The following is a 22,918-nucleotide window of genomic DNA, read 5'->3' as shown; positions in this document are numbered from 1 at the left end:
CGCCTTTCTAGCTGCCGTAGCGGGCGAGAAAACGCTTGGCCGCATCGATCTCGACCGCACGGATCTCGTGCCCGCCCGGATGCCATTCGAGCTCCACCTCGTCGCCCGACCGCCGGAAATAATCGGCGAGCGACTGAGTCAGTTCTACGGAGGCGATCGGATCGCGCTCTCCCGCGGTAATGAGGACCCTTCCACCCACCTTCTCCGTCCTTTCCCTTGGCTCGAACGGGATGAGCGGATGCATGAGCACGGCGGCCTCGAAGAGGCCCGGCTTGTGGATCAGCATGCTCGCAAGGATATTGGCGCCGTTGGAAAAGCCGAGCCCGACTACCGGGCCTGCCTTGTAGAACTCCCGGTTCGCGGCGACGAATTCGCTCATGCGGTTCGTCGCCCGGGCCAGATCCTCGCAGTCATAGACACCTTCCGCCTTGCGACGGAAGAAGCGTGCCGCTCCGTGTTCCGATATGTCGCCGCGCGGCGAAATCACCGTCGCCTCTGGCAGCAGGTGGCCACCGAAATCGAAGAACTGGTTCTCGTCGCCGCCGGTCCCGTGGAACACGAAGAAGATCGGCGCACCGGCTGCACCGGGCCGCGCCCGGTGCACGTAACTGTCATGGCTCATGATTGCCTCCTTGCGCGCCTAACACCCTAAGCGTCCAACGGTTCGAGATGTTCTTCGAGCATTGCGCGCAGATGTGCGTGCTGCGTGGGCAGTTTCAACGCTTCGCCGAGATGCGCGGTGTCTTCGTCGCGATCGAAGCCGGGTTCGTTGGTGGCGATCTCGAACAGAACGCCGCCGGGCGTGCGGAAGTAGATCGCCCAGAAATAGTCCCGGTCGATAACCGGCGTGACGTTGTAGCCGGTATCCATCAATGCCTTTCGGACCTCGAGCTGCGTCTCGCGGTTTTCGACGGCGAAGGCGATGTGGTGGACGGACCCCGCACCGAGCCGGGCGCCGTTGATGTTCGGCATCGTCTCGATGTCGATGACATCGGCACCGTTGCCACCCGGAATACCCAGGCGCAGGACACCGTCCTTTGCATCGACCTGGTCATAACCCATGAACTTCAGGAGTTCCGCCGTCGCCCCCTCGTCCCGTAGCCGCAGCGAGGCCGAGTGGAAGCCGCGGATCGCGTGATCCTCGCCGACACCATTACCGGTCCAGGCTTCCCGCGGATCATCCCTGACTTCGACGAGAGCAAACCCGTCACCGTCGGGACCTGCGAAATGAAGCCGCTCTTCGCCAAAGGCGCTGTCGGTCTTCAGACCTTCGACGCCGGCCTTTGTCAGCCGCTCTGTCCAATAGCCGAAGGAACCCTCAGGAACGGAAAACAGCGTCGTACCGACCTCGCCGCTACCGGGACGGCCGCGGGCGATGTGCGGGAAGGGAAAGTACGTCATCACCGAGCCGGGCGTGCCCACTTCGTCCCCGTAATAGAGGTGGTAGACGTCCGGCGCGTCGAAGTTCACGGTCTTCTTCACCCGGCGCAGGCCGAGCGTATCGGTAAAGAACCTGTTGTTGGTGCGGGCGCTCGCCGCCATCGACGTGACGTGATGCAGCCCCTTGATCTGGTCGAGCATGTGAAAACCCTTTCTGGCTCCGTGAGCCTTTCTTGGGGCTATATTTGGCCATTGCGCCCGCCTTCGCATAGAGAGACGAAACGAACGCATTGTTCACATTTCCTACGAAGACTCCCCAAGGGGCGTTCAAGAAATTATACCCGATCCGGCAGTTTCCAGTCGATCGGTTGCTTGCCCCGCGAGACGAGGAAGGCATTCGCCTGCGAAAAATGCCGGCTGCCGAAGAAGCCGTTATGCGCCGACAAGGGCGATGGATGCGGCGCGCGCAGGACGAGATGCCGGTCGCGGTCGACAAAGGCCGCCTTCTTCTGTGCATAGGAACCCCAGAGCAGGAAGACGACGCCGTCGCATTGGTCGTTGACGGCGCGGATGACGGCATCCGTGAACCGTTCCCACCCCCTGCCCTGGTGTGACGCCGCGCGCGCCTCCTCCACCGTCAGCACGCTGTTCAGGAGGAGAACGCCCTGCCTCGCCCAATGCTCGAGGAAGCCATGACTGGCGGGCGGGATGCCGAGATCGCTCTGCAGTTCCTTGTAGATGTTGACGAGCGACGGCGGGATCCGCACACCGGGCTGGACGGAGAAGCAGAGGCCATGGGCCTGGCCAAGGCCATGGTACGGGTCCTGCCCAAGGATCACGACCTTGACCTGGTCGAGCGGGGTCAGGTCGAGGGCCCGGAAATAGTCCCCTCCCTTGGGGAAGATACGCTTTCCCGCTTCCTTCTCGCTCAGCAGGAAGCGGCGCAGTTCGCTCATGTACGGATTGCCGAACTCGGGCGCCAGCGCCTGTCTCCACCTCTCCTCCAGTCTCACCCCCTCCACCATGGCGACCTCTACTGGAACCGGCCGCCGCGCTGCAGCACCTCGATCTTGTAGCCATCCGGATCGGTAGCGAAGAAGAAGCGCGCGAACGGCTTGCCGTCGCGCGGCATGTCGACGAGCTTGCCCACGGTGAAGCCAAGTTCACTGAAGCGCCTGTGTTCGGCCTCGACGTCCTCGACCGTCACCGCGAGATGGCCATAGCCGTCACCCAGGTCGTAGGGTTTGTCGCGTCCGGCATTGACCGTGAGCTCCAGTTCGAAGCCGGTTTCGGCGTTCGAGAGATAGATCAGAGTGAAGCCGTCGAAGGGTACACGCTCGGCAACGGAGAGGTCGAACGCCTTCTGGTAGAAGTCCAGTGATCGCTGCTCGTCCAGCACCCGGATCATCGAATGGATCATCTTTGCCACGTCACAACTCCTCTGGTGCATCGGATGGCTTTATCGGAAATCCCGCGCCCTTTGCCAATCGCGCTATCGTGCAATTCACATGAAGCTTGCTGCGTCACGGCTGATTGAAATAGGCGGGCGGGATGATCATATGGCGCTGTGCCCCGCGTCGGCACCGCCTGGCAAGGATGGAACCGGCTGGTCCGGAAAGGGACTTCATGCGCATCGTCTATCTCAGCCTCGGCTGGCTCCTTCTTACGATCGGCATCCTCGGCGCCTTCATGCCGATCCTCCCGACCACGCCCTTCCTGATCATGGCGGTCGCCTGCTTCGCCCGATCCTCGCCGCGCTTGGAGGCATGGCTGCTCGACCACCCGAGGTTTGGCGGCCCCTTGCGGGATTGGCGAGAACGGGGAGCGATACCCCGACGAGCGAAGATTGCCGCCGTGGTTATGATGTCGATCAGCTACGCGTTCTTCTGGTTCGTCACCTCGCCGCCGGCAACGCGCGCGGCCATCGTCGCGGCGGTCATGATCCTGCCAGCCATCTACGTCGTGACACGACCCGAGCCACCATCCGCATGAAGCTCCGCCAGGCTGTCAGGCGCTCGGCCGATGCCGTGCCTGCGGCAGGACAAAGGGAATGTGTTCTGCCGGAAGCCGCCCGACGGCGCCGGCAATCCCATAGACGCTGCCGATCGTGGAATCTTTGACCGTGTCGAGGCACGCGCCCTGCGACACCACCCTCCCCTTGTCGAGTACCAGCAGGTGATTTGCGAATTCGGCCGCGAGGTTCAGGTCGTGAAGGATGGCAAGCACGATGCCGCCGGCCTCTGCGAAATCGCGGGCGACCTCCAGCACGGAGATCTGGTGGCCGAGATCGAGGCTTGCCGTCGGCTCGTCGAGGAAGAGCGCGCGCGGCACGCCATCGATGACAGGTTCCGGAACCTGGGCCAGCGCTCTCGCAAACTGGACGCGCTGCTGCTCGCCCCCGGAGAGCGAGGGATAGGGCCGCGCCTCAAAGCCCCGCAGGCCGACGCGCGACAGCGCCTGCCTCGCCTGCTCCGTCGGATGGCGGGAGCCTTGGGCGACCGCGCCCATGCGGACAATCTCCAGGGCTGTAAAGGGAAAGGAGAGCTGCACAGATTGCGGCAGAACGGCCCGCAGGCGTGCAAGCTGCACCGGTTGGTAACCGCCGATTTCCCGACCGTGATAGGCGACACTGCCGACATCCGGCCGCATCTCGCCCGAAAGCGCCTTCATCAGGGTGGACTTGCCAGCGCCGTTCGGCCCGATGATGACAGTGAAGCGTCCAGGTTGCAGGTCTACGACGACATCGTCCAGAAGCTTCCGGTCGCCTCTCGTGACACTGATGGACTGGGCGGAAATCATGGCATTTCTCCTATCCGGATGCCGCCCTTGCCGAGCAGCAGGAAGAGGAAAACGGGAGCACCAAACAGCGCCGTTATCACGCCGATCGGCAGTTCCGCGGGTGCGGCGACGGTGCGCGCGACGCTGTCGGCGATGAGCAGCAACGCCCCGCCCCCGAGCGCCGACGCGGGTAGCAGGAAGCGGTGCGAGGGGCCCGTGACGAGACGCAGGAGATGCGGCACGACGATGCCGACGAACCCGATCGACCCCGCGACGGCGACGGTCGAACCGCAGGCTGCTGCCACCGCGACGATGACGATCCGCTTCAGCCGCTGTACCGGCACGCCCATGTGGAAGGCGGCCGCGTCTCCGAGCACGAGCGCATCCAGGCCGCGTGCCACGAAGGGGGTCATCGCCATCACGAAGGCGATGAACGGCAGGATGGAAAGCACCCGCCCAACGGTGGCGCCTCCAAGCGACCCCAGGCTCCAGAAGGTGATGTCGCGCAACTGCCGGTCATCGGCGAGAAAGATCAGGAGCCCCATCAATGCTGCCGCCAACGCACCGATGGCGATCCCCGACAGGATCAGTGCGGTCGTGGACGTGCGCCCGTCCCGCGTCGCGATGACGTAGAGTACCCACGTGTTCAGGAGGCCGCCCAGGAAGGCCATCAAGGGCAGGAAATGATTGCCCAACACAATCGCGATCGGGGCAAGCAGCGTCGGGCCGAGCACGATCGAGACGACGGCCGCAAGTGCTGCACCCGACGTAACCCCGACGATGCCCGGATCGGCCAGTGGATTGCGAAACAGGCCCTGCATCATGGCACCGGAAACGGCGAGCCCTGCCCCGACCAGCAAGCCAAGCGCCGTGCGTGGCAGACGCACTGCCTCCAGCACCACGATGTCCTGGTCCGACAATTCTCCCTTGCCAAGCAGGTAGTCAAAGAAATCGCCCAGGCCGACGCCGGTAGGCCCGCTGGACAGAGAGATCAGTGACGCCACAGCCACCAACGCGACCAGCGCTGCCAGTGTCAGATAGCCATGTAACGTCCGGTCTCCCTCCACCCGCGAGGTCTTCGTGGGCAATACCATCGTGCTCATCAGTTCGTTCCGGCGGGATAGAGCTCCTTCATCACCGTGCGCGCAGCTTCCGGCGTGCGGGGACCGAAGCCCAGAAGCAGCAGGCCATCTAGCGACACAAGCGCCTTTGCCTGGGCCGCGGGACTGGTCTCCAGCGCCGGAAGCGTGAATACATCCTCCGGCTTCAGTTCATGGTTTCCACGTGTCATTACGAGAATGACGTCGGGCTTCGCAGCGATCACCGCCTCGTCCGACAAGGGCTTGTAGCCGGAGATTCCGGAAGCGGCGTTGATGCCGCCCGCCATTTCAATGATGGCGGCTGCCTCCGTCTCGGCCCCGCCGGCCATGACCCGCCCGTTTGCAAGCGACAGCACGAAAAGAACCCGTTTGCGCGGCTCAGCGATTTTCGCGACATCCTCTGCAAGCGCTGCAAGTTCGCCTTCGGTCTTTGCGGCGAGCGCTTCCGCTTCGCTGTCCAGGCCGACCGCCTTCCCGATGTCGCGGATCTTCTGCCCGATCGCCGTGCCTTCCGGAGGCGTGGGCACCGTCACCGTCGGGATCTTGCTGGCATTCATGATTTCAATGACCGGTGGCGGTCCCGAGCCTTCCTCTGCCAGCACCAGGTCTGGCTGCTGCGCCAGGATTCCCTCAGCCGAAAGCGCCCGCATATAGCCAATGTCCGGCTTGGACATGGCCTCAGCCGGATAGGTACTGGTCGAATCCACGGCAATGACCCGATCCTGCGCGCCCAGCGCGTAGAGCACCTCGGTGATCGTCCCGCCGATGGATACGATGCGTTGCGCCGAAGGGTTGCCTTCGCTCGCCGCTAGGACCGGCAAAGCCGACATCAAAACCGTGGCCGCAGCCGCAAGAAAATTCGTCCTCAACATTTCGACATATCCCGTCATGTGCCACTTTGCGCCCTATTGTGGGGCCGGTGGCGCCCTTGCCCAGATAACTTGAGTTGACTACGCAAGTTTTTTCAGCTTTTCAAGCGGCCGGCCAAGAGATATCTTGAGCGTAAAGTGAAACTTTAGAGAGGGATTTTGGAGAATGTACATCGCGATGAACCGCTTCCGCGTGGTTCCAGGCTATGAAGAGGCTTTCGAGGCCATCTGGCGCGGCCGCGAAGGCCGCCTAGCCGAGATGCCGGGCTATATCGAGTTCCACATGCTGAAGGGGCCGAAAGCAGAGGACCATACCCTCTATGCATCGCACACCGTCTGGGAGAGTTTCGAGCATTTCCAGGCTTGGACGAAGTCCGAGCAGTTCCGTGCAGCCCATGCCAAGGCCGGCGAGAATCGCGGCAAGGTAGAATATCTCTCCGGCCCCCACTTCGAAGGCTTCGAGGTCATCATCCACGAAGACCGCAGTGGCACCCGCAAAGCCGATGCTGCGTGAGGGCGGCATGAGCGCACTCGCACAATCCTCTGATGATCGCCGCGAACGAGCGCTTGCAGCGCTTGCGGAAAAGCCCGATGGCGTCGTGGAAGCGCTTGCAGCCAAGGCCGAGGTCACCCCCTCCGAGATTCTCGGCCTCCTGCCCGAAGGCGCGGCGGTCACTGTCCCCAAGGATGCATTCGCTGACATCTGGACCGACATGACCGGCTGGGGCGAGATCCTCCTCATCGTGCACACCGAGGATATCGTGCTGGAGGCGGAAGGTAGTCTGCCGCAGGGATCGGAGGGCCATGGCTGGTTCAACATTCACGGCGACAGCCCGATCGGGGGTCATATCCGCAAGGACGATTGCGCCGCGATCACCTTCGTCGACCGCCAGTTCCATGGACGCCGCTCCTGCTCCGTCTGGTTCATGAACGAGAAGGGCTCGGCCATGTTCAAGATCTTCGTCCGCCGCAACGAGCAGCGGGAACTGGTTGGTGAGCAGTTGGCGAAGTTTGAGGCGCTGCGCGACCGATACGCCGACGCCTGATTTTCTTACCCGTGGAACATCCGGCCCATGCCGGATGTTTGCCCGTCATGAGCGACAACGACTGGACCGGCGGATGTCTCTGCGGCAAGCGCCGCTATCGCTTCAGGCAAGCACCTTCCAACGCGGGCTACTGCCATTGCAGCATGTGCCGCCGCGCAACCGGCGGGCCTTTCGCCTTCCTGGTGAGGGTGGACGAGGCAGCGCTTGAATAGACCGCCTCCCCTCCAGCCGTCTATCGCTCCTCACCGATTGCGGAGCGCGGCTTCTGTCCGGATTGCGGCAGCCCGCTTTTCCTCCGCTATGACGATGACAACAGGATCCGCCTTACGGGCGGCTCGCTGGATCATCCCGAACGCGTCAGGCCGCAGTATCACTACGGCGTCGAAAGCCGGCTTCCCTGGATGGACTGCGGCCAAGGGCTTCCGGAGCAGGAAACGGAAGAGAGCTTCTGAGCCCTATCAGATCGCGGGAACCCACTTCCAGAACACGCCCTCCTGGCGCTCCGGATAATACTTGAACTCGCATTCGAAGCGCCGGCCATAGGCCTCCGCTGCCTTCAGCGCCTCCGCGCTGACCGGATTCATACCGGTTCCCGGCGCAAACCAGTCCTCCAGCAGATCATCCGGCACATACGTCCCTACCCGAAGCGGGAGGGCGGTCAATGTACTGTCGAGTTCCTCGGGCGGCATCGGAAAGTCCTCCTGTTGCAGCGCAACGCCGCCATCCGCTTGGTAGATGGCGGCGTCAGGTTCACAGATCGCAATATAGCGCGCGCATTGCGCATCGCTACGGCTGAACCTTTGCTTTATTGCGAGGCGTGCTCCGGTTTTCCCTTCCGCTTGGTCGAAGCCATGTCGTGGAGTTCCTTCTCGCTCATCGACTTCTCCATGCTCTTCGACGCGCCGTTCAGTTCGCTCTTCTTGATGTCGCCGCGCTTGGCGGCGAGCGCAGCACCCGCCGCCTTCTGCTGTGCCTTGGATTTTGCCGGCATGTCTGCCTCCTTCGGTTGCAACTGCAGGATTCAACCGGCGTCGGCGCGACTGGTTCCGCTTCATGCAGGGAACCAAGCGGATTGGCTGCCGTTGGAAGGCGGCATAGCGATGAAAGGACCCCGGCCATGGACGCCAAGGACAAGATTGCCGACCAGAAGAACTCCTCCGCCCGCTTCGAACGGGAGGGTCGCGAGCGAGCGGAAGACGCCCTTCACGCCACGACCGACATGACCAGCCTCGACGCCGTCCGAGAGGCATCACGGCTCGGGAGCGGTGATACCTACCTGGTCGAGAGCGATCTGGAGGAGCTCGAAGACCGTGAGGACATCGAGAACGACGACGGCAGCATCAGTGCGCTGGCAAATGCCGACAATCCGGAGCGCTGAAAGGCGCTTCCAGGCAGGAACCCTCTGGAGAACGTAATGGACGCCGAAATCGCACCGCCTCCGGAGCGGGCCCAGCGAGACATGATCGACACCATGCCGCACATGGAGGCGAAGGCGGCACCGACGCTGGTCGATGCCGATGCCGAGGCGTTCGTCAGCGAAGCCCTTGAGGAACTGACGCGGGCCGATATCCCCTTCCTGCTTGCCGGCACCTATGCCGTAAGCGCCTATACGGGGATTTCGCGACCAACGAAGGACCTCGACATCTTCTGCCGCGCCGGCGACTACGCCCGCATCCTCGCCCACTTCAAGGCGAAGGGCTACGACATCGAGGTTGAGGACGACCGCTGGCTGGGCAAGGTGATCAGGGGAAAGCACTTCTTCGACGTCATCTTCGCGGGCTCCAACGGCACCATGCCGATCGGCGATGCCTGGTTCGACAATGCCCGCCAGATCGACATGAACGGCCGTGCGGTGAGGATCGTCGCCCCGACGGAACTCATCTGGTCGAAATGTTTCGTGCAGCTTCGCCACCGGTACGACGGCGGCGACGTCGTGCATATCATCCTGCGCGCCCACGACCAGATCGACTGGCAGCGGCTGCTCAACCATATGGAAGTCCACTGGGAGGTGCTCCTGATCCACCTCCTGAACTTCAGGTGGATCTATCCGACCGAGCGCGACAAGGTGCCTGACTGGCTGCTCGACGAACTACTCGATCGTCTGCAGGCGCAGCGCCAGCTGCCCCTGCCGCAGATGAAGATCTGTCGCGGCCGCATGTTCAGCCGGGTGGATTTCGAGATCGACGTCAAGGAATGGGGGTTTGCCGACGTCGGCGGCGAAGGCGAATGGCGCGAAGGCGTAAACGAGGAACCGGCATAAGGAGGTCTGGCGTGGCAAAGGCGACGACCGAAGACGCGGTGGCGAAGGCGCCGCAGAAGGGTAACGGCAAGCAGAAGATCGCGGCGATGGGGGACCTGCACGTCAAGGAGAATGGCAGCAGTTCCTACAAGGAGCTGTTTGCCGAGATCTCGCAGGCTGCCGACATCCTCGTCCTGACCGGCGACCTGACCGACCTTGGCAAGCCGAAGGAGGCCGAACTGCTGGCGGCGGATATGCGCTCCTGCTCCATCCCGATCGTCGCCGTCCTCGGCAACCACGACTACGAATGCGGCCATGTCGAGGAGGTAAAATCGATCATCAAGGATGCCGGCGTACAGCTGCTCGAGGGACAGGCGGTGGAAATCAATGGTGTCGGCTTTGCCGGCGTGAAAGGCTTCGCCGGCGGCTTCGGCCGGTACATGCTGGGCTCCTTCGGCGAGCCGGCGATCAAGGCCATGGTGGCCGAAAGCGTTGAGGAGACCATGCGGCTCGAAAACGCCCTCCGGCAGGTCCGCTCCGAGCGGGCCATGGTGGTGCTGCACTACGCTCCCATTCCCGAGACGGTCGTCGGCGAGCCACAGGAAATCTATCCCTTCCTCGGATCTTCGCGCCTCGCGGAAACCATCGATCGCTTCCCGGTCTCCGCCGTCGTCCATGGCCATGCCCATCGCGGCACCTACGAAGGCCGGACGCCGGGCGGCGCGCCCGTCTACAACGTCGCCTCCCACATCGAAAAGCCGACCGGTCGCCCCTATGCGCTGCTGGAACTCTAGGAACAAGCCGGCGTGCCGGCGGTTCGGATGACAAGGAAGGAGACCGTCACCATGACAGACCCGAAGAACCACCCGGAGCAGGATCCCGCAGAAGGCTCCCGCGAGACCATCGATCGCGAACTGGCGCGGCAGGACAGCAAGGACCGGAACGCAGAACAGGAGAAGACGAGCCGCGAGTCCGGCACGAGGGGCAGCCCGGCACCGGGACCTTGAACGCAGGCTCTAGATATGCAGGGCGTGCCCGAGCGCCTTTAGCGAGGCCTCCGCAAATGCCTCCGACTGGGTCGGATGGGCGTGGATCGTTCCGGCGATATCCTCCAGTCGCGCGCCCATCTCGAGCGCCAGCGCAAAGGCGGCGGAGAGTTCTGATACCCCGGCCCCGACAGCTTGGATGCCAAGGACCAGGTGGTTGTCGGCCCGCGCGACGACCCGCACAAAACCATCTTCCGATGCCAGCGTCATCGCTCGGCCATTTGCCGTGAAAGGAAATTGGCCGACCTTCGTCTCGTGGCCCGCTCGCCGCGCTTCTTCCGGTGAAAGCCCCACCGAGACGATCTCCGGGTTCGTAAAGCACACCGCCGGGATCGCCACCTTCTCCCAGCTCCGTCGCCTGCCGGCAACGATTTCCGCCACTATCTCGCCCTGCGCCATCGCCCGGTGCGCCAGCATGGGCTCGCCCGTGACGTCGCCGATCGCGTAGATCCCGCGCATGGAGGTCCGGCACTGGCCGTCAATCCGGATGAAGCGGCCCTCCATGTCGAGTTCAAGCTCCTCCCGCCCCCAGCCTTCCGTGACCGGACGGCGTCCAACGGTGACGAGGATCTTGTCGGCAATAATGCGCCGCTCGCCACCACTGTGCTCCACCACGAGACCGTCGCCATCCGGGGAGAGCGCCTTGACCGACGTCGTCGTCAGCACCTCGATCCCGAGCGCCGCCATCCGCTTGGCAACCGGCTGCGTCAGCGCGGCGTCGTAGAGGGGCAAGATGCGTTCCTGCGCCTCCACGATCGTAACCTTCGATCCCAGCTTGGCGAAGGCGGTGCCGAGCTCCAGGCCGATATAGCCGGCTCCAACGACGGCGAGGCTCTTCGGCACCTCCGTCAGCGACAGTGCCTCGGTCGATGAGATCACATTGCCGTCGAAGGGCAGCGCTGGCAGTTCCACCGGCGCCGATCCGGTGGCGATGACGACATTCTCGCAGCGGACAACCTGCAGCCCCGTTTCCGTTTCCACCTCCACCGTCTTGCCGTCGCGAAAGCGTGCCCGGCCGACGAGTGCCTTCACGCCCGCCTTCTTCAGGAGATTGACGACCCCCATAGACAGGCGTCCGGTAATGCCCTCCTTCCAGGCAATCGTCTTGCCGAAATCGATGGCCGGATCGGCAGCGCCTATCCCCATCGGGTTTCGCCCCGCCGCCATGCCGACCGCGGCGGCGAACTCGTCTGCCGCATGGATGATGGCCTTGGAGGGAATGCAGCCGACATTGAGGCAGGTGCCGCCGGCTTTCGTCATCTCGACGATCATCGTGTCGATGCCGAGCTGTCCGGCCCGGATGGCGCAGACATAGCCGCCGGGACCGGCACCGATGACGAGAAGCTTGCAGGTGATGTCCTTCATCTCATCCCTCGACGAATATCATGGCCGGCGCCTCCAGCAGCGCCTTGAGGCGTTGCACGAAAGTGGCGGCGTCCCAGCCGTCGATCACCCGGTGATCGAAGCTGGAGGACAGGTTCATCATCTTGCGCGGCACGAACTGGGTGCCGTCCCACTGCGGGCGCATTGCGATCTTGTTGACACCGATGACCGCCACCTCCGGATGGTTGATCACCGGCGTGGAGACGATGCCGCCCATGGCACCCAGCGAGCTGATGGTGATGGTGGATCCGGTCAGTTCCTCCCGCTGCGCCGTGCCGTTACGGGCGGCCTCGCTTAGCCGCGCAACCTCGCGGGCGCAGCCGAAGAGGTCTCGCGCCTCCGCATGCTTGACCACGGGTACGACCAGTCCCGCCGGCGTCTGCGCCGCAATACCGATATGGACACCGCCATGCTGGCGGATGATCCCGGCGTCGTCGTCATAGAGCGAATTGACCATGGGTTGCTCGGCCACCGCCCTGACGATCGCCCGCATCAGGAAAGGCAGGATCGTCAGCTTCGGGCGTCCCGGCTTCTGGTCGGCATTGAGGCGGGCACGCAACTCCTCCAGCGCCGTCATGTCGACCTCCTCCACATAGGTGATGTGTGGGATGCGCGACTTTGACAGCGCCATTCGCTCGGCAATGCGGCGGCGCAACCCGACAACCTTGATCTCCGTGATGGCCTTGTTTGGCTGCAGACCGCCCCTCACCGGGGCGGCACTTCCCTGCTGGAGAAAGGAATCCAGATCGTCGTGGGTGATTCGCCCCGCGGGTCCGCTGCCGGATAGCTGCCGCAGGTCGATCCCTGCCTCCTTCGCCCTGAGGCGCACGGCCGGCGAGGCGAGCGGCTTTTCGCCCTGCGCCCGCGGCGGACCGCTGCTGGTTGTCGATTGAGGCATCGGAGATTTCTGTTCCGGCTGCCGCACAGGCTCCGAGACATCTGCCGACACAACCGCGGCAGGCTTCTCGTCGGCAACGACGGGTTCTTCAGGAGGGGCCGCTTCCGCTGCCTCTTCGTCGCCGCCATCGCCGGCGACCTTGATCTTGAGGATGACGGTACCGGTGGCGATCACGTCCCCGACTTCACCGCCTCGCCAGACGACCTCGCCCTCCACGGGCGACGGGATCTCGACGGTCGCCTTGCCGGTCATCACTGCGGCGAGCACCATGTCCTCGCGAACCGGATCCCCCACATTGACATGCCACTCCACCAGTTCGGCCTCGGCAACGCCTTCGCCGACATCCGGAAGTTTGATCGACTGAATTCCCATCCTACGCCTCCATCAGGTCGCGAAGCGCTTCGCCGAGCCGCGCCGGACCCGGGAAATAGTCCCATTCCTGGGCGTGCGGATAAGGCGTGTCCCAGCCGGCCACGCGCGCGATCGGCGCCTCGAGATGGTAGAAGCAGTGCTCCTGCACCAGGGCCACGAGTTCGGCGCCGTAGCCGGATGTCAGCGTCGCTTCGTGCACGACCATGCAGCGGCCGGTCTTCTTCACCGACTGTAGTATCGTCTCCAGATCCAGCGGAACCAGCGTCCTGAGGTCGATGATCTCTGCATCGATGCCGGTCTCCTCCGCCGTGGCCTCTGCGACATGCACCATGGTGCCATAGGCGAGGATGGTCGCGGCCGAACCTTCGCGTCGCACCACCGCCTTGCCGAGCGGGACGGAGAAATAGTCCTCCGGCACCTCGCCGAGCCTGTGACCTGCCCAGGAGGTCACCGGCCGCTCGTGATGACCGTCGAAGGGCCCGTTGTAGAGACGCTTCGGCTCCAGGAAGATCACCGGGTCGGGGTTTTCGATCGCCGAGATCAGCAGGCCTTTTGCATCATAAGGGTTGGACGGCACGACGACCTGCAGGCCGCAGACATGCGTGAACAGCGCCTCAGGGCTCTGGCTATGGGTTTGGCCGCCGAAGATGCCACCGCCGGTCGGCATGCGCACCACCATCGGGCAAGTGAAGTCGCCGTTGGAGCGGTATCGCAGGCGCGCCGCCTCCTGGGTCAACTGGTCGTAGGCCGGGTACATGTAGTCGGCGAACTGAATCTCGATGCAGGGCTTCAGCCCATAGGCCGCCATGCCGATCGCCGTGCCGACGATGCCGGACTCCGAGATCGGCGCATCGAAGCAGCGAGTTTTGCCGTACTTCTGCTGGAGCCCCTGCGTGCAGCGGAAGACGCCGCCGAAGTAGCCGACATCCTCGCCATAGACCACCACGTCCGCGTCGCGCCCCATCGCAACGTCCATGGCGCTGCGGATCGCCTCGATCATCGTCATGCGTGCCATGGCTCAGACCCCCGCCTTCTGGCGCTGGCGCCTCAGATGGGCCGGCATCTCCGCATAGACGCCCTCGAACATGTCGCGCATCGACGGCCTACCGCCTGAATGCAGCGTACCGTGCCGTTCCGCCTCCTTCTGGGCGGTGACGACGGTGTCGCGGATCTCCGCCTCCATCTGGGTGTGGCGTTCTTCGCTCCAGGCACCGATGCGGATGAGGTGGTTCTTCAGCCGGATGACGGGATCGCCGAGGGGCCAGGCTTCCGATTCCTCCTTCGGCCGATAGGCGGACGGATCATCGGAGGTCGAATGGGCGCCAACCCGGTAGGTGACATATTCGACGAGCGTAGGCCCGATATTGCGTCTAGCGCGTTCCGCCGCCCATTTCGCCACCGCATGGACGGCGAGGTAGTCGTTTCCGTCGACCCTGAGCGACGGCAGGCCGAAACCGAGGCCGCGGGCGGCGAAGGTTCCCGAGCCGCCGCGGGCGATCCCCTGGAAGGTCGAGATGGCCCACTGGTTGTTGACAACGTTGAGGATAACGGGCGCGCGGTAGGTAGAGGCGAAGACGAGTGCCGCGTGGAAATCCGATTCCGCCGTGGAACCATCGCCGATCCAGGCGGCGGCAATCTTGGTGTCGTTCTTGATCGCCGAGGCCATGGCCCAACCCACCGCCTGTACATATTGCGTGGCGAGGTTGCCGGAGATCGAGAAGAAGCCGTGCTCCTTGGAGGAGTACATGACCGGCAACTGACGACCCTTCAGCGGATCGGCATCGTTCGAGTAGATCTGGTTCATCATGTCGACCAGCGGATAGTCGCCGGCGATCAGGAGGCCCGCCTGCCTGTAGGTCGGGAAGTTCATGTCTCCGGGCTGCAGCGCGCGCCGGAAGGCACAGGAGACCGCCTCCTCTCCGAGATGCTGCATATAAAAGGAGGTCTTGCCCTGACGCTGCGCCATCAGCATGCGCTGGTCGAAGGCGCGAAGCACCATCATGTGCTTCAGCCCTTCCATCAGTTCCTCGGTTGTCAGGGTTCCGGCCCAGGGGCCGACAGCCTCGCCCTCGCGGTTGAGGACCCGGATGATGGAAAACGCAAGGTCGCGAATACTCTCGGGGTCGGCTTCGACCTCAGGCCGCCGCACGGAGCCCGCCTTGGGAATGGTGACATGGGAAAAGTCAGGCTTGTTGCCCGGCCGCACTTCCGGTTCCGGCACATGCAGACTGAGCCTCGGGGCTTCGGTCATTCTCGCTTCTCCTCCCTGAGAACCGATCGGCAGGCTTGTTTCCTCCTCGAAACGAACCTTCCGATAATCTAGGGCCGACAAGCTGGTTGAGCAATTTTATTGCGTGACGCTAAACTGCGAATTGTATTGCGGACCGGCAATTTTCTTGCGGCTTTAGCGCCGCCTGCGACAGGAGCGGAACCCGCGGCCATTTCGCCCGTTTGGCGCACTCTCTCTCAAAGGGTGATACATGACTTCCGCTATCCAAGCAGCCGACGAGTTCCATGCCTTTCCCCGCACATGGGGTGCCGAGTACATCGCCGTCGGCGAAGTGCGTTTTCGGCTATGGGCGCCTGGGCAGGAGCAAGTCGCGCTCCGCCTCAACGGCAGCGAGACGCCGATGACCCGGGATGCCGACGGCTGGTTCGAGCTTCTGGCCGTCGGTGTCTCCGCCGGAAGCGAGTATTCCTATGTGCTGGCAGATGGCACCGCCCTGCCCGATCCTGCCTCCCGAGGCCAGAAGGATGACGTCAACGGGCCTTCACTGGTCATCGACCCAACCTCCTACGAGTGGCGGAACGCCGAGTGGCGCGGCCGCCCATGGGAAGAGGCCGTGATCTACGAAATGCATGTCGGCACCTTCACCGAGGAAGGCACGTTCCGCGCCGCGATCGAGAAGTTGCCGCACCTTGTTGACCTCGGCATTACTGCAGTCGAGGTCATGCCCGTCGCCCATTTCGGCGGCAATCGCGGCTGGGGCTACGACGGCGTGCTGCTCTATGCGCCGCACAGTGCCTATGGCGCGCCGGAGGACTTCAAGGCATTCATCGATGCCGCTCACGGCCATGGCCTGATGGTGTTGCTGGATGTCGTCTACAACCACTTCGGCCCGGAAGGGAACTACCTGCCGCTCCTCGCACCGGAGTTCTTCCACCCCGACAAGCACACGCCCTGGGGTGCTGCGATCGCTTACGAACTGCAGCCGGTCCGGCGCTTCTTCGTCGAGAACGCCCTGTACTGGCTGCACGAATTCCAACTCGACGGGTTGCGGTTCGATGCCATCGACCAGATCGGGGACGAGGAGTCGGACCAGCACATACTCCTGGAGATGGCCGAACGGATTCGCCGCGAGTTCCCGGACCGCCACATCCACCTCACAACCGAGGACTCCCGCAACGTCACCTTCCTGCACGAGCGAGGCGAAGACGGCAGCGTGCCGCGCTTCACCGGCGAATGGAACGACGACTTCCACAACGCCATCCACGTCTTCGCAACCGGCGAGACCGATGGCTACTACAAGGATTTCGCCGTGGAGACCGAGCGACTTGTCGCCCGCACGCTTGCGGAAGGCTTCGCCTATCAGGGCGAGGTCTCGCAGCATTCTGGCGAGAAGCGCGGGGTGAAGAGCACCGGCCAACCACCCGTCGCCTTCGTCGACTTCATCCAGAACCACGACCAGGTCGGCAACCGCGCCTTCGGCGAGCGGCTGCTCACCCTGGCCGGCCCGGAGAAGACGAAGGCCTTACTTTCGGCTCTCCTGCTGTCACCGCATATCCCGCTCATCTTCATGGGCGAGGAATTCGGCGAGACCCGGCCCTTCCTGTTTTTCACCGACTTCCATGGCGATCTGGCCAAGGCTGTGCGCGAGGGACGGCGGAAGGAATTCGAGGGTCATGCCGGGCACGGCAGGGAGGATGAGGAGATTCCCGACCCCAATGCGGGAGCAACGTTCACGGACTGCAAGCTCGACTGGCGCAAGCCGGCCTCGCCGGATGGAGCCGAATGGATGGACCTGATCCGCGACCTGCTGGCGCTGCGCCGCGAGGTGATCGTGCCCATGCTGGGATCAGCGCGGGCAGCAGGCGGTCGCGTTCTGAAGGCAGAGGATGGACAGGTCGCGGTCGCGTGGGACTTCCCCAAGGGAGAGATCGGCATGGCGATAAACCTTGGCGACAAGCCGAAGCCGCTGCCGGAGCTCCCGGGCGAACGCGTCCATCGTCTGCCTGCGGATGCGGGCGCGGGCAGCGAGCTTGGTCCCGCCGGCATCGTGGTCACCATCAGGGCCGGAGAGCGAGCATGACGATTCCGACCTCCACCTACAGGCTCCAGTTCCGCAACGGCATGACCTTCGATCGCGCGGCTGGCCTGGTGCCTTACCTCCAGCGGCTCGGCATAAGCCATCTTTACGCCTCGCCGATCTTCTCCGCCACCAGCGGCTCCACCCATGGCTACGACGTGACCGATGCCAACGAGTTCGACCCTGTCCTCGGGGGCCGCGACGGCTTTCTGAGGATGTCGGACGCGCTGCGGGAGCACAGCCTCGGGCTGATCCTCGACATCGTGCCCAACCACATGGCCGCCTCGCTTGAGAACCCATGGTGGCGCGACGTGGTGGAGCACGGGCAAGAGAGCCGCTACGCCCGCTATTTCGACATCGACTGGAGCCGCAGGCTGACCCTGCCCTTCCTCGGCGACACCTTCGAGGAGGTGTTGGCGAGGGGCGAACTCTTGGTGAAGGCAGATCCGCGAACCGGCAAGCCGGCGATCGCCTATTACGAGAGCTTTTATCCCCTCACCCCCTCCTCCTATGAAGGACGGGAGCGAGAGGTCCTGGAAGCCACGAGGCCGGATCAGATTGCGGCACTTCACGACCGCCAACCCTGGCGGCTGATGTCCTGGCGGGACGCTCCGCGCGAACTGAGCTATCGACGCTTCTTCGAGATCACCGGTCTGGTCGGGCTGCGGGTGGAAGATCCCCATGTCTTCGATGCAGCGCACCGGACGGTGCTCGATCTGGTTCGGGAGGGTCGCGTGGATGGCCTGCGCATCGACCATGTAGACGGCCTCGCCGATCCGAAGAGCTATCTAGACCGGCTGCGGGCAGCGGTCGGGCCGGATACATACATCGTCATCGAGAAGATCCTCGGCGAAGGCGAGCAGATCCCGCAGGACTGGCCGGTTTCCGGAACCACCGGCTACGAATTCATCACGGCACTGGGCAACGTGTTCGTGGACGGCAGCACGCATGAAGCGCTGACGGCAGCCTACCGGAGCGTGGCCGGCGACGTTGCGACACCAGAAGATGAGTTGCGCGACGCCAAATTATCCATGGCTAACAACAACTTCGAAGGCGAAGTCGCAACGCTTCTGAAGCTTGCTCTCAGACTGCATGAAGCAGAGGACGTCACGGCCATTCCATCCGAGGCGATGCATGAGGCCCTTCGGGAACTGCTGGTCGCCTTTCCCGTCTACCGCACCTATGGCACGACGGACGGCATGCCCGCCGAAGGAAAGGCGCTTCTGGATCGCATCGTGGGCGACGTCAGAGGCGGCAGCCACGCACCGGACGATCAGGCGCTCACCTTCCTGCATCGCCTGCTTGCAGGAACCGCCGGCGACGACAGTGATGAGGCGCGCCTCTTCCGTACCCGCTTTCAGCAGCTTACCGGGCCGCTGATGGCAAAGTCGCTGGAGGATACGCTTTTCTTCCGCAATCACCGCCTTCTGGCGCTGAATGAAGTCGGCAGCGAAGCCGATCCGTACCCCGCATCCTTCGCCCGTTTTCACCAGGAGATGAAGGCTAGGCTGCAGCATCAGCCGGATGCCTTGTCGGGCACCTCTACCCATGACACGAAGCGCGGCGAGGACGCCCGCGCCCGCCTCTATGCCATCAGCGAGGCTCCCGATCACTGGGCGGAGTCGGTGAACCGCTGGTGCGAGATGAACCGGGCCGCAGTCAAGGCGCTGCCGGATGGGCCGGCACCCGAGCCGGCGACCGAATGGATGCTCTACCAGGCGCTCGCTGGCGTCTGGCCGACGGATCTTGCGCCGGATGACGCAGACGGGTTGAAGGCACTGGAGGAGCGCTTTCTGCAATATGTCGAGAAAGCCCTGCGGGAAGCCAAGCAACGAACGACATGGGGAGATCCGGACGAAGCTTACGAGGGAGCGGTTCGCGCATATGCAAGCCACCTGCTTTCGTCGAAAAATAGATCCTTCCTCGAAGACTTCCGGGCAACGCTTGAACCTTTCGTCAGAGCTGGCCTCGTCAACGGCATCACGCAGACGCTCATCAAGCTCGTGGCACCGGGAGTACCCGACATCTACCAGGGCAGCGAGCGGCTGGACCTGAGCCTGGTCGATCCCGACAACCGGCGGGAGCCGGACTTCGACACCCTGACGACAGGACTTGCGGAAGGTAGGCTTCCCACGGAAGAGGAGGATTGGCGATCAGGGCGGCTCAAGCAGCAGATTGTCCGCCGCGTCCTTAACTTGCGCCGCAACCACCCGCTCCTGTTCCGCACCGGCGATTACCTGCCGCTGGCGCCTGAGGGCAAGCGGGCCGAGCACCTTGTCTCCTTCGCCCGGCAAACCGAAGACAAGTCACTTATTCTGATCGCGCCCCGTCTTGTGCTGGGCGCATTCCGGCAAGGGGATCGACCACTGTCGGACCGGTGGCAGGAAACCCTGCTGCCACTGCCAGGCTCGGTCGGCGGCCGGGCCTATCGGGACGTCTTTACAGGTCGGCGGTTCGATCCTGCCGAAAGACTGCCGGTGGCCTGGGCATTCGTCGACCACCCGTTCGCGCTGCTTCTCTCGGCATAAGGCGTGAAGCCACGAAAAAGGGCGCCGATCGCGAGATCGGCGCCCTTTTTCGTGTCGATTATAGTTCCTCTCAGCCGAGGCCGATAAAGGACAGGATGGCGAGAACGATAACGACCGCTCCGACAAGCCAAACAATGCTGTTCATGTCTCTCTCCTTGTTGATCAGATCTCTGGGAAGTGGGGGATCAGGCGAAGCCGACCAGGTTGAGAATGGCGATGACGATCACGACGGCGCCCACCAACCACACGATGCTGTACATAGCGTTCTCCTTTGTTTCTCGGGGAAGGGAACGGCGGCTCGTGGAAAAGGTTCCGTCTGTCGAATGACCCTGGAACATTTTGGCGACAGGCGATGTTGACTTTCGCCAGGGCAAGGAACCAGCGTCAACGAGGGGATCAGCACGTGCTTCAAGCAACGGATCAGAATGCTGCGGCGGCCAGGCGTCACGTCGTGATCGTCGGTGGTGGCTTCGGCGGTCTGGCCTGCGCTCGCGAGCTCGGCAACTCCGACATCGAGGTCACCGTCATCGACCGGCGCAACCACAACCTGTTCCAGCCATTGCTCTATCAGGTGGCGACCGCTGCCCTGTCGCCCGCCGATATCTCTGAACCGATCCGCAGGACGCTGGGGCGCTACCGCAACATCCGGGTGCTGCTGGGAGAGGTCATTGGTCTGGACCTTCCGACCAAGCGTATCCTGCTCGATGAGGGCGAGCCGGTCCACTATGACATCCTCGTCCTCGCCACCGGCTCAGAATACAACTATTTCGGCCACGAGGACTGGCGTGCCTGGGCGCCCGGGCTGAAGACCATCCACGAGGCACGCCTGATCCGCCAGCGACTGCTTCTCGCCTTCGAGAAGGCGGAACTCTCGACCTATCCCGAGGAAAAACAGGCACTGCTGACCAGCGTCGTGATCGGCGGCGGACCCACTGGCGTCGAGATGGCGGGCGCCATCGCGGAACTCGGGCATTTCATGATCTCTCGCGATTTCCGCCGGCTGCAGCCGGAGCATTTCCGGGTCATCCTGGTCGAAGCCGGCCCCCGCATTCTCTCCGCCTTTCCCGAGGAACTGGCGGACTATGCGCGCAAGGAATTGGAGAAGGCTGGCGTCGAGGTACTCACGAACCTGCCGGTGGAGTCGATCAGCAAGGAGGTTGTCGTTGCAGGCGGCCGATCCATCAGGACCGGCAGCGTCATATGGGGTGCCGGCGTCAAGGCATCGCCTGCTGCCTCATGGCTCGGGATCGAAGGAAAGTCCGGGGGCCGGATTCCCGTCAACCCGGACCTGAGCGTCACAGGCCACCCCGACGTCTACTCGGTGGGCGACACCGCGCTCGGCCTGGCGGAAGACGGCAAGCCCCTGCCCGCACTGGCGCAGGTCGCCAAGCAGCAGGGCGAATACCTCGGGAAGGCGCTGCGTCTGCGCCTGACGCAGGACCGGCAGCCTGAATCCTTCCGGTTCAACGACCGCGGCAACACCGCTGTCATCGGCCGAAACGCCGCCATCTTCGACTTCGGGAAACGGCGCCTGAAGGGGCGGTTCGCCTGGTTCCTCTGGGCGATCGTGCACGTCTACCTGCTGGTCAACTTCGAAAAACGCCTGCTCGTCAGCATCCAGTGGATTTGGCGCTATGCCACGAGGCAACGCGGGGCGCGGATCATCGACGAGAATGCCGCCGCGGCAGTTCCCGCATCGACGGAAAGGACAGAGACATGAACACCGCCAATCCTCAACTCGAGGGCCTCTATCTTGCCATTGCGGCCATCAACAGTCTCTTGGTCAGCAAGGGGATCGTCAGCCACGAGGAAGTCGAGCAGGCACTGCAGGCCGCCGAGCAGACCGTGCTCGACGACAGCAAGCCGCTGACTGTCTCGCAGTCGCATCAGAAGGCGGTGGCTTTCCCGATCCGTATCCTGCTTCTCGCCAACGAGGCCGCACAACGGGGCGAGAGCTTCGACTTCGAGGACCTTGCACGAGAGGTCGGGCGCCGTACCTGAGCGAAACCGATGAGACGGCACGGCGCCCGCCGGCGCCGCGCCCGGACGTCAGATGATGGGCTTGCCGCCGGTCACGGCGATGGTCGCACCCGAGACGTAGCTCGATAGCGGCTCCGCAAGCATCACATAGGCTGTGGCGAGTTCCGCTGGCTGGCCGGGGCGCTGCATCGGCACCTGCTTGCCGAAGTTCTTCACCTTGTCCGCCGTCATCGTGGAAGGGATGAGTGGCGTCCAGATCGGACCGGGCGCCACGGCATTGGCGCGGATCTCCTTCTCCGCCAGCAACTGCGCGAGGCCGGCCGTGAAGTTCTGAATCGCGCCCTTGGTGGTCGCATAGGCGAGCAGGCTCGGATTGGGACTGTCGGAATTGATCGATGCAGTATTTATGATCGCGCTGCCAGGCTTCATGTGGGGCACCGAGGCCTTGGTGAGGTAGAACATGGCGTGGATGTTGACGCGGAAGGTAAGCTCCCACTCCTCGTCGCTGATGTCGCCGATATCGGCGAAGGTTGCCTGGTGGGCGGCATTGTTGACGAGGATATCGACGCCACCGAGTTCGCTGACCGCCGTGTCTATGATCTTCCGGCAGTGCTCGGCCGACTGGATGTCGCCCGGAACGAGAACGGCCTTGCGACCCGCTTCCTCGACCCAACTCTTCGTTTCCTGCGCGTCCTGATCCTCGTCGAGGTAGGAAATCAGCACATCCGCGCCTTCTCGAGCATAGGCGATCGCCACAGCCCGGCCAATGCCGCTGTCGGCGCCGGTGATGATCGCCTTCTTGCCGGCAAGTCGGCCGGATCCCTTGTAGGACTGCTCGCCATGGTCAGGAATCGGCTGCATCTTGCTCGTGTAACCCGGCATCGACTGCTGCTGGTCGGGAAAGGGCGGTTTGGGATAGTGGCTCATGATGTCCTCTTTGCTGGGAGTTCAACGTCCGAACGGTAACGCTGGAGCTAAGTTCCCGGCGGATC

General features: G+C 63.6%; 25 protein-coding genes and 1 pseudogene. 12 read left to right on the top strand and 14 right to left on the bottom strand.

All coding sequences use genetic code 11. The features are described from left to right. Positions 1-7 precede the first annotated feature (7 nt). From ACEPP2_RS14920 to ACEPP2_RS14905, 4 genes are all read right to left on the bottom strand, one after another. Entirely contained in the window at positions 8-622 is a 615-nt protein-coding gene (locus ACEPP2_RS14920; RefSeq protein WP_395517040.1) for an alpha/beta hydrolase, read from the bottom strand. Positions 623-648: 26 nt separating this feature from the next. Further along, positions 649-1,581: a VOC family protein gene (locus ACEPP2_RS14915; protein WP_395517039.1), complete on the bottom strand. Its 933-nt coding sequence runs from the start codon at positions 1,579-1,581 to the stop codon at positions 649-651. Between the two features lie 134 nt (positions 1,582-1,715). Then, complete coding sequence (gene ung, locus ACEPP2_RS14910; RefSeq protein ID WP_281976625.1) at positions 1,716-2,405, bottom strand: uracil-DNA glycosylase; 690 nt, start codon at positions 2,403-2,405, stop codon at positions 1,716-1,718. An 8-nt stretch (positions 2,406-2,413) separates the two neighbouring features. Then, positions 2,414-2,809, bottom strand: coding sequence for a VOC family protein (locus tag ACEPP2_RS14905; protein WP_281976624.1), 396 nt, complete (start codon positions 2,807-2,809; stop codon positions 2,414-2,416). 197 nt (positions 2,810-3,006) lie between these two features. Here ACEPP2_RS14905 and ACEPP2_RS14900 point away from each other — a divergent pair, with 197 nt between their 5' ends. Further along, positions 3,007-3,372 (top strand): YbaN family protein, encoded by a 366-nt coding sequence (locus ACEPP2_RS14900; protein WP_152339618.1) that lies wholly within the window; start codon positions 3,007-3,009, stop codon positions 3,370-3,372. 15 nt (positions 3,373-3,387) lie between these two features. On the opposite strand, the gene ACEPP2_RS14895 is transcribed toward ACEPP2_RS14900, so the two are convergent. The 3 genes from ACEPP2_RS14895 to ACEPP2_RS14885 are packed head-to-tail and all read right to left on the bottom strand — an operon-like array spanning position 3,388 to position 6,130. Beyond that, positions 3,388-4,179 (bottom strand): heme ABC transporter ATP-binding protein, encoded by a 792-nt coding sequence (locus ACEPP2_RS14895; protein ID WP_395517038.1) that lies wholly within the window; start codon positions 4,177-4,179, stop codon positions 3,388-3,390. Next, positions 4,176-5,261 carry a FecCD family ABC transporter permease gene (locus ACEPP2_RS14890; RefSeq protein ID WP_395517037.1) on the bottom strand — a complete coding sequence of 362 codons (1,086 nt, stop codon included), beginning with the start codon at positions 5,259-5,261 and terminating at the stop codon, positions 4,176-4,178. Before ACEPP2_RS14890 ends, ACEPP2_RS14895 begins: the two co-directional genes overlap by 4 nt. After that, positions 5,261-6,130, bottom strand: coding sequence for a heme/hemin ABC transporter substrate-binding protein (locus ACEPP2_RS14885; protein ID WP_395517036.1), 870 nt, complete (start codon positions 6,128-6,130; stop codon positions 5,261-5,263). Before ACEPP2_RS14885 ends, ACEPP2_RS14890 begins: the two co-directional genes overlap by 1 nt. Positions 6,131-6,293: 163 nt before the next feature. Here ACEPP2_RS14885 and ACEPP2_RS14880 point away from each other — a divergent pair, with 163 nt between their 5' ends. The 3 genes and pseudogenes from ACEPP2_RS14880 (at position 6,294) to ACEPP2_RS21175 (ending at position 7,625) form a co-directional block, all read left to right on the top strand. Continuing rightward, the gene (locus ACEPP2_RS14880) at positions 6,294-6,641 is read left to right on the top strand and encodes an antibiotic biosynthesis monooxygenase family protein (protein ID WP_395517035.1); all 348 of its coding nucleotides are present in this window, start codon (positions 6,294-6,296) and stop codon (positions 6,639-6,641) included. 7 nt (positions 6,642-6,648) lie between these two features. Further along, the gene (hutX, locus tag ACEPP2_RS14875; protein WP_395517084.1) at positions 6,649-7,173 is read left to right on the top strand and encodes a heme utilization cystosolic carrier protein HutX; all 525 of its coding nucleotides are present in this window, start codon (positions 6,649-6,651) and stop codon (positions 7,171-7,173) included. A gap of 47 nt (positions 7,174-7,220) precedes the next feature. Next, a pseudogene (locus ACEPP2_RS21175) lies at positions 7,221-7,625 on the top strand (GFA family protein). Between the two features lie 6 nt (positions 7,626-7,631). Here ACEPP2_RS21175 and ACEPP2_RS14860 read toward each other — a convergent pair. Both ACEPP2_RS14860 and ACEPP2_RS14855 read right to left on the bottom strand, forming a co-directional pair. Beyond that, on the bottom strand, positions 7,632-7,862 hold the full coding sequence (locus ACEPP2_RS14860; protein ID WP_395517033.1) for a hypothetical protein: 231 nt from the start codon (positions 7,860-7,862) through the stop codon (positions 7,632-7,634). A gap of 116 nt (positions 7,863-7,978) precedes the next feature. Then, positions 7,979-8,164, bottom strand: a complete 186-nt coding sequence (locus tag ACEPP2_RS14855; protein WP_395517032.1) for a DUF3008 family protein — start codon at positions 8,162-8,164, stop codon at positions 7,979-7,981. 126 nt (positions 8,165-8,290) lie between these two features. Here ACEPP2_RS14855 and ACEPP2_RS14850 point away from each other — a divergent pair, with 126 nt between their 5' ends. From ACEPP2_RS14850 to ACEPP2_RS14835, 4 genes are all read left to right on the top strand, one after another. Beyond that, entirely contained in the window at positions 8,291-8,551 is a 261-nt protein-coding gene (locus tag ACEPP2_RS14850) for a hypothetical protein (RefSeq protein ID WP_395517031.1), read from the top strand. A 102-nt stretch (positions 8,552-8,653) separates the two neighbouring features. After that, on the top strand, positions 8,654-9,433 hold the full coding sequence (locus ACEPP2_RS14845; protein WP_395517082.1) for a nucleotidyltransferase family protein: 780 nt from the start codon (positions 8,654-8,656) through the stop codon (positions 9,431-9,433). An 86-nt stretch (positions 9,434-9,519) separates the two neighbouring features. Then, positions 9,520-10,206, top strand: coding sequence for a metallophosphoesterase family protein (locus ACEPP2_RS14840; RefSeq protein ID WP_142590131.1), 687 nt, complete (start codon positions 9,520-9,522; stop codon positions 10,204-10,206). A gap of 51 nt (positions 10,207-10,257) precedes the next feature. Next, positions 10,258-10,419: a hypothetical protein gene (locus tag ACEPP2_RS14835; RefSeq protein WP_156157143.1), complete on the top strand. Its 162-nt coding sequence runs from the start codon at positions 10,258-10,260 to the stop codon at positions 10,417-10,419. Positions 10,420-10,428: 9 nt separating this feature from the next. Here ACEPP2_RS14835 and lpdA read toward each other — a convergent pair whose 3' ends face one another. Genes lpdA through ACEPP2_RS14815 form a run of 4 tightly spaced genes read right to left on the bottom strand, consistent with a single transcriptional unit; the run spans position 10,429 to position 15,362 of the window. Continuing rightward, entirely contained in the window at positions 10,429-11,823 is a 1,395-nt protein-coding gene (gene lpdA / locus ACEPP2_RS14830) for a dihydrolipoyl dehydrogenase (RefSeq protein ID WP_395517030.1), read from the bottom strand. Position 11,824: 1 nt separating this feature from the next. After that, positions 11,825-13,111: a dihydrolipoamide acetyltransferase family protein gene (locus tag ACEPP2_RS14825; protein WP_395517029.1), complete on the bottom strand. Its 1,287-nt coding sequence runs from the start codon at positions 13,109-13,111 to the stop codon at positions 11,825-11,827. Position 13,112: 1 nt separating this feature from the next. Continuing rightward, on the bottom strand, positions 13,113-14,126 hold the full coding sequence (locus ACEPP2_RS14820; protein WP_052639111.1) for an alpha-ketoacid dehydrogenase subunit beta: 1,014 nt from the start codon (positions 14,124-14,126) through the stop codon (positions 13,113-13,115). A gap of 3 nt (positions 14,127-14,129) precedes the next feature. Continuing rightward, positions 14,130-15,362: a 3-methyl-2-oxobutanoate dehydrogenase (2-methylpropanoyl-transferring) subunit alpha gene (locus tag ACEPP2_RS14815; protein WP_281976612.1), complete on the bottom strand. Its 1,233-nt coding sequence runs from the start codon at positions 15,360-15,362 to the stop codon at positions 14,130-14,132. Positions 15,363-15,591: 229 nt separating this feature from the next. Here ACEPP2_RS14815 and treZ point away from each other — a divergent pair, with 229 nt between their 5' ends. The 4 genes from treZ (at position 15,592) to ACEPP2_RS14795 (ending at position 21,947) form a co-directional block, all read left to right on the top strand. After that, positions 15,592-17,421: a malto-oligosyltrehalose trehalohydrolase gene (gene treZ / locus ACEPP2_RS14810; protein WP_395517028.1), complete on the top strand. Its 1,830-nt coding sequence runs from the start codon at positions 15,592-15,594 to the stop codon at positions 17,419-17,421. Then, positions 17,418-19,946, top strand: a complete 2,529-nt coding sequence (gene treY, locus ACEPP2_RS14805) for a malto-oligosyltrehalose synthase (RefSeq protein WP_395517027.1) — start codon at positions 17,418-17,420, stop codon at positions 19,944-19,946. The genes treZ and treY overlap by 4 nt, the downstream gene beginning before the upstream one ends. Positions 19,947-20,349: 403 nt before the next feature. Beyond that, positions 20,350-21,666, top strand: a complete 1,317-nt coding sequence (locus ACEPP2_RS14800; RefSeq protein WP_395517026.1) for an NAD(P)/FAD-dependent oxidoreductase — start codon at positions 20,350-20,352, stop codon at positions 21,664-21,666. Beyond that, a complete protein-coding gene (locus ACEPP2_RS14795; RefSeq protein ID WP_077549531.1) occupies positions 21,663-21,947 on the top strand; it encodes a hypothetical protein in 285 nt (94 codons plus the stop codon). The genes ACEPP2_RS14800 and ACEPP2_RS14795 overlap by 4 nt, the downstream gene beginning before the upstream one ends. A 48-nt stretch (positions 21,948-21,995) precedes the next feature. Here the strand turns inward: ACEPP2_RS14795 and ACEPP2_RS14790 are convergent, their stop codons facing one another. Next, entirely contained in the window at positions 21,996-22,853 is an 858-nt protein-coding gene (locus ACEPP2_RS14790) for an SDR family oxidoreductase (protein ID WP_395517025.1), read from the bottom strand. Positions 22,854-22,918 lie beyond the last annotated feature (65 nt).

Origin of the sequence: Pseudorhizobium flavum (assembly GCF_044142885.1) — a bacterium.
Lineage (GTDB): Bacteria > Pseudomonadota > Alphaproteobacteria > Rhizobiales > Rhizobiaceae > Neorhizobium > Neorhizobium flavum.
The sequence above is the reverse complement of the archived record's forward strand: the minus strand, read 5'-3'. Positions and strand labels throughout refer to the sequence as shown.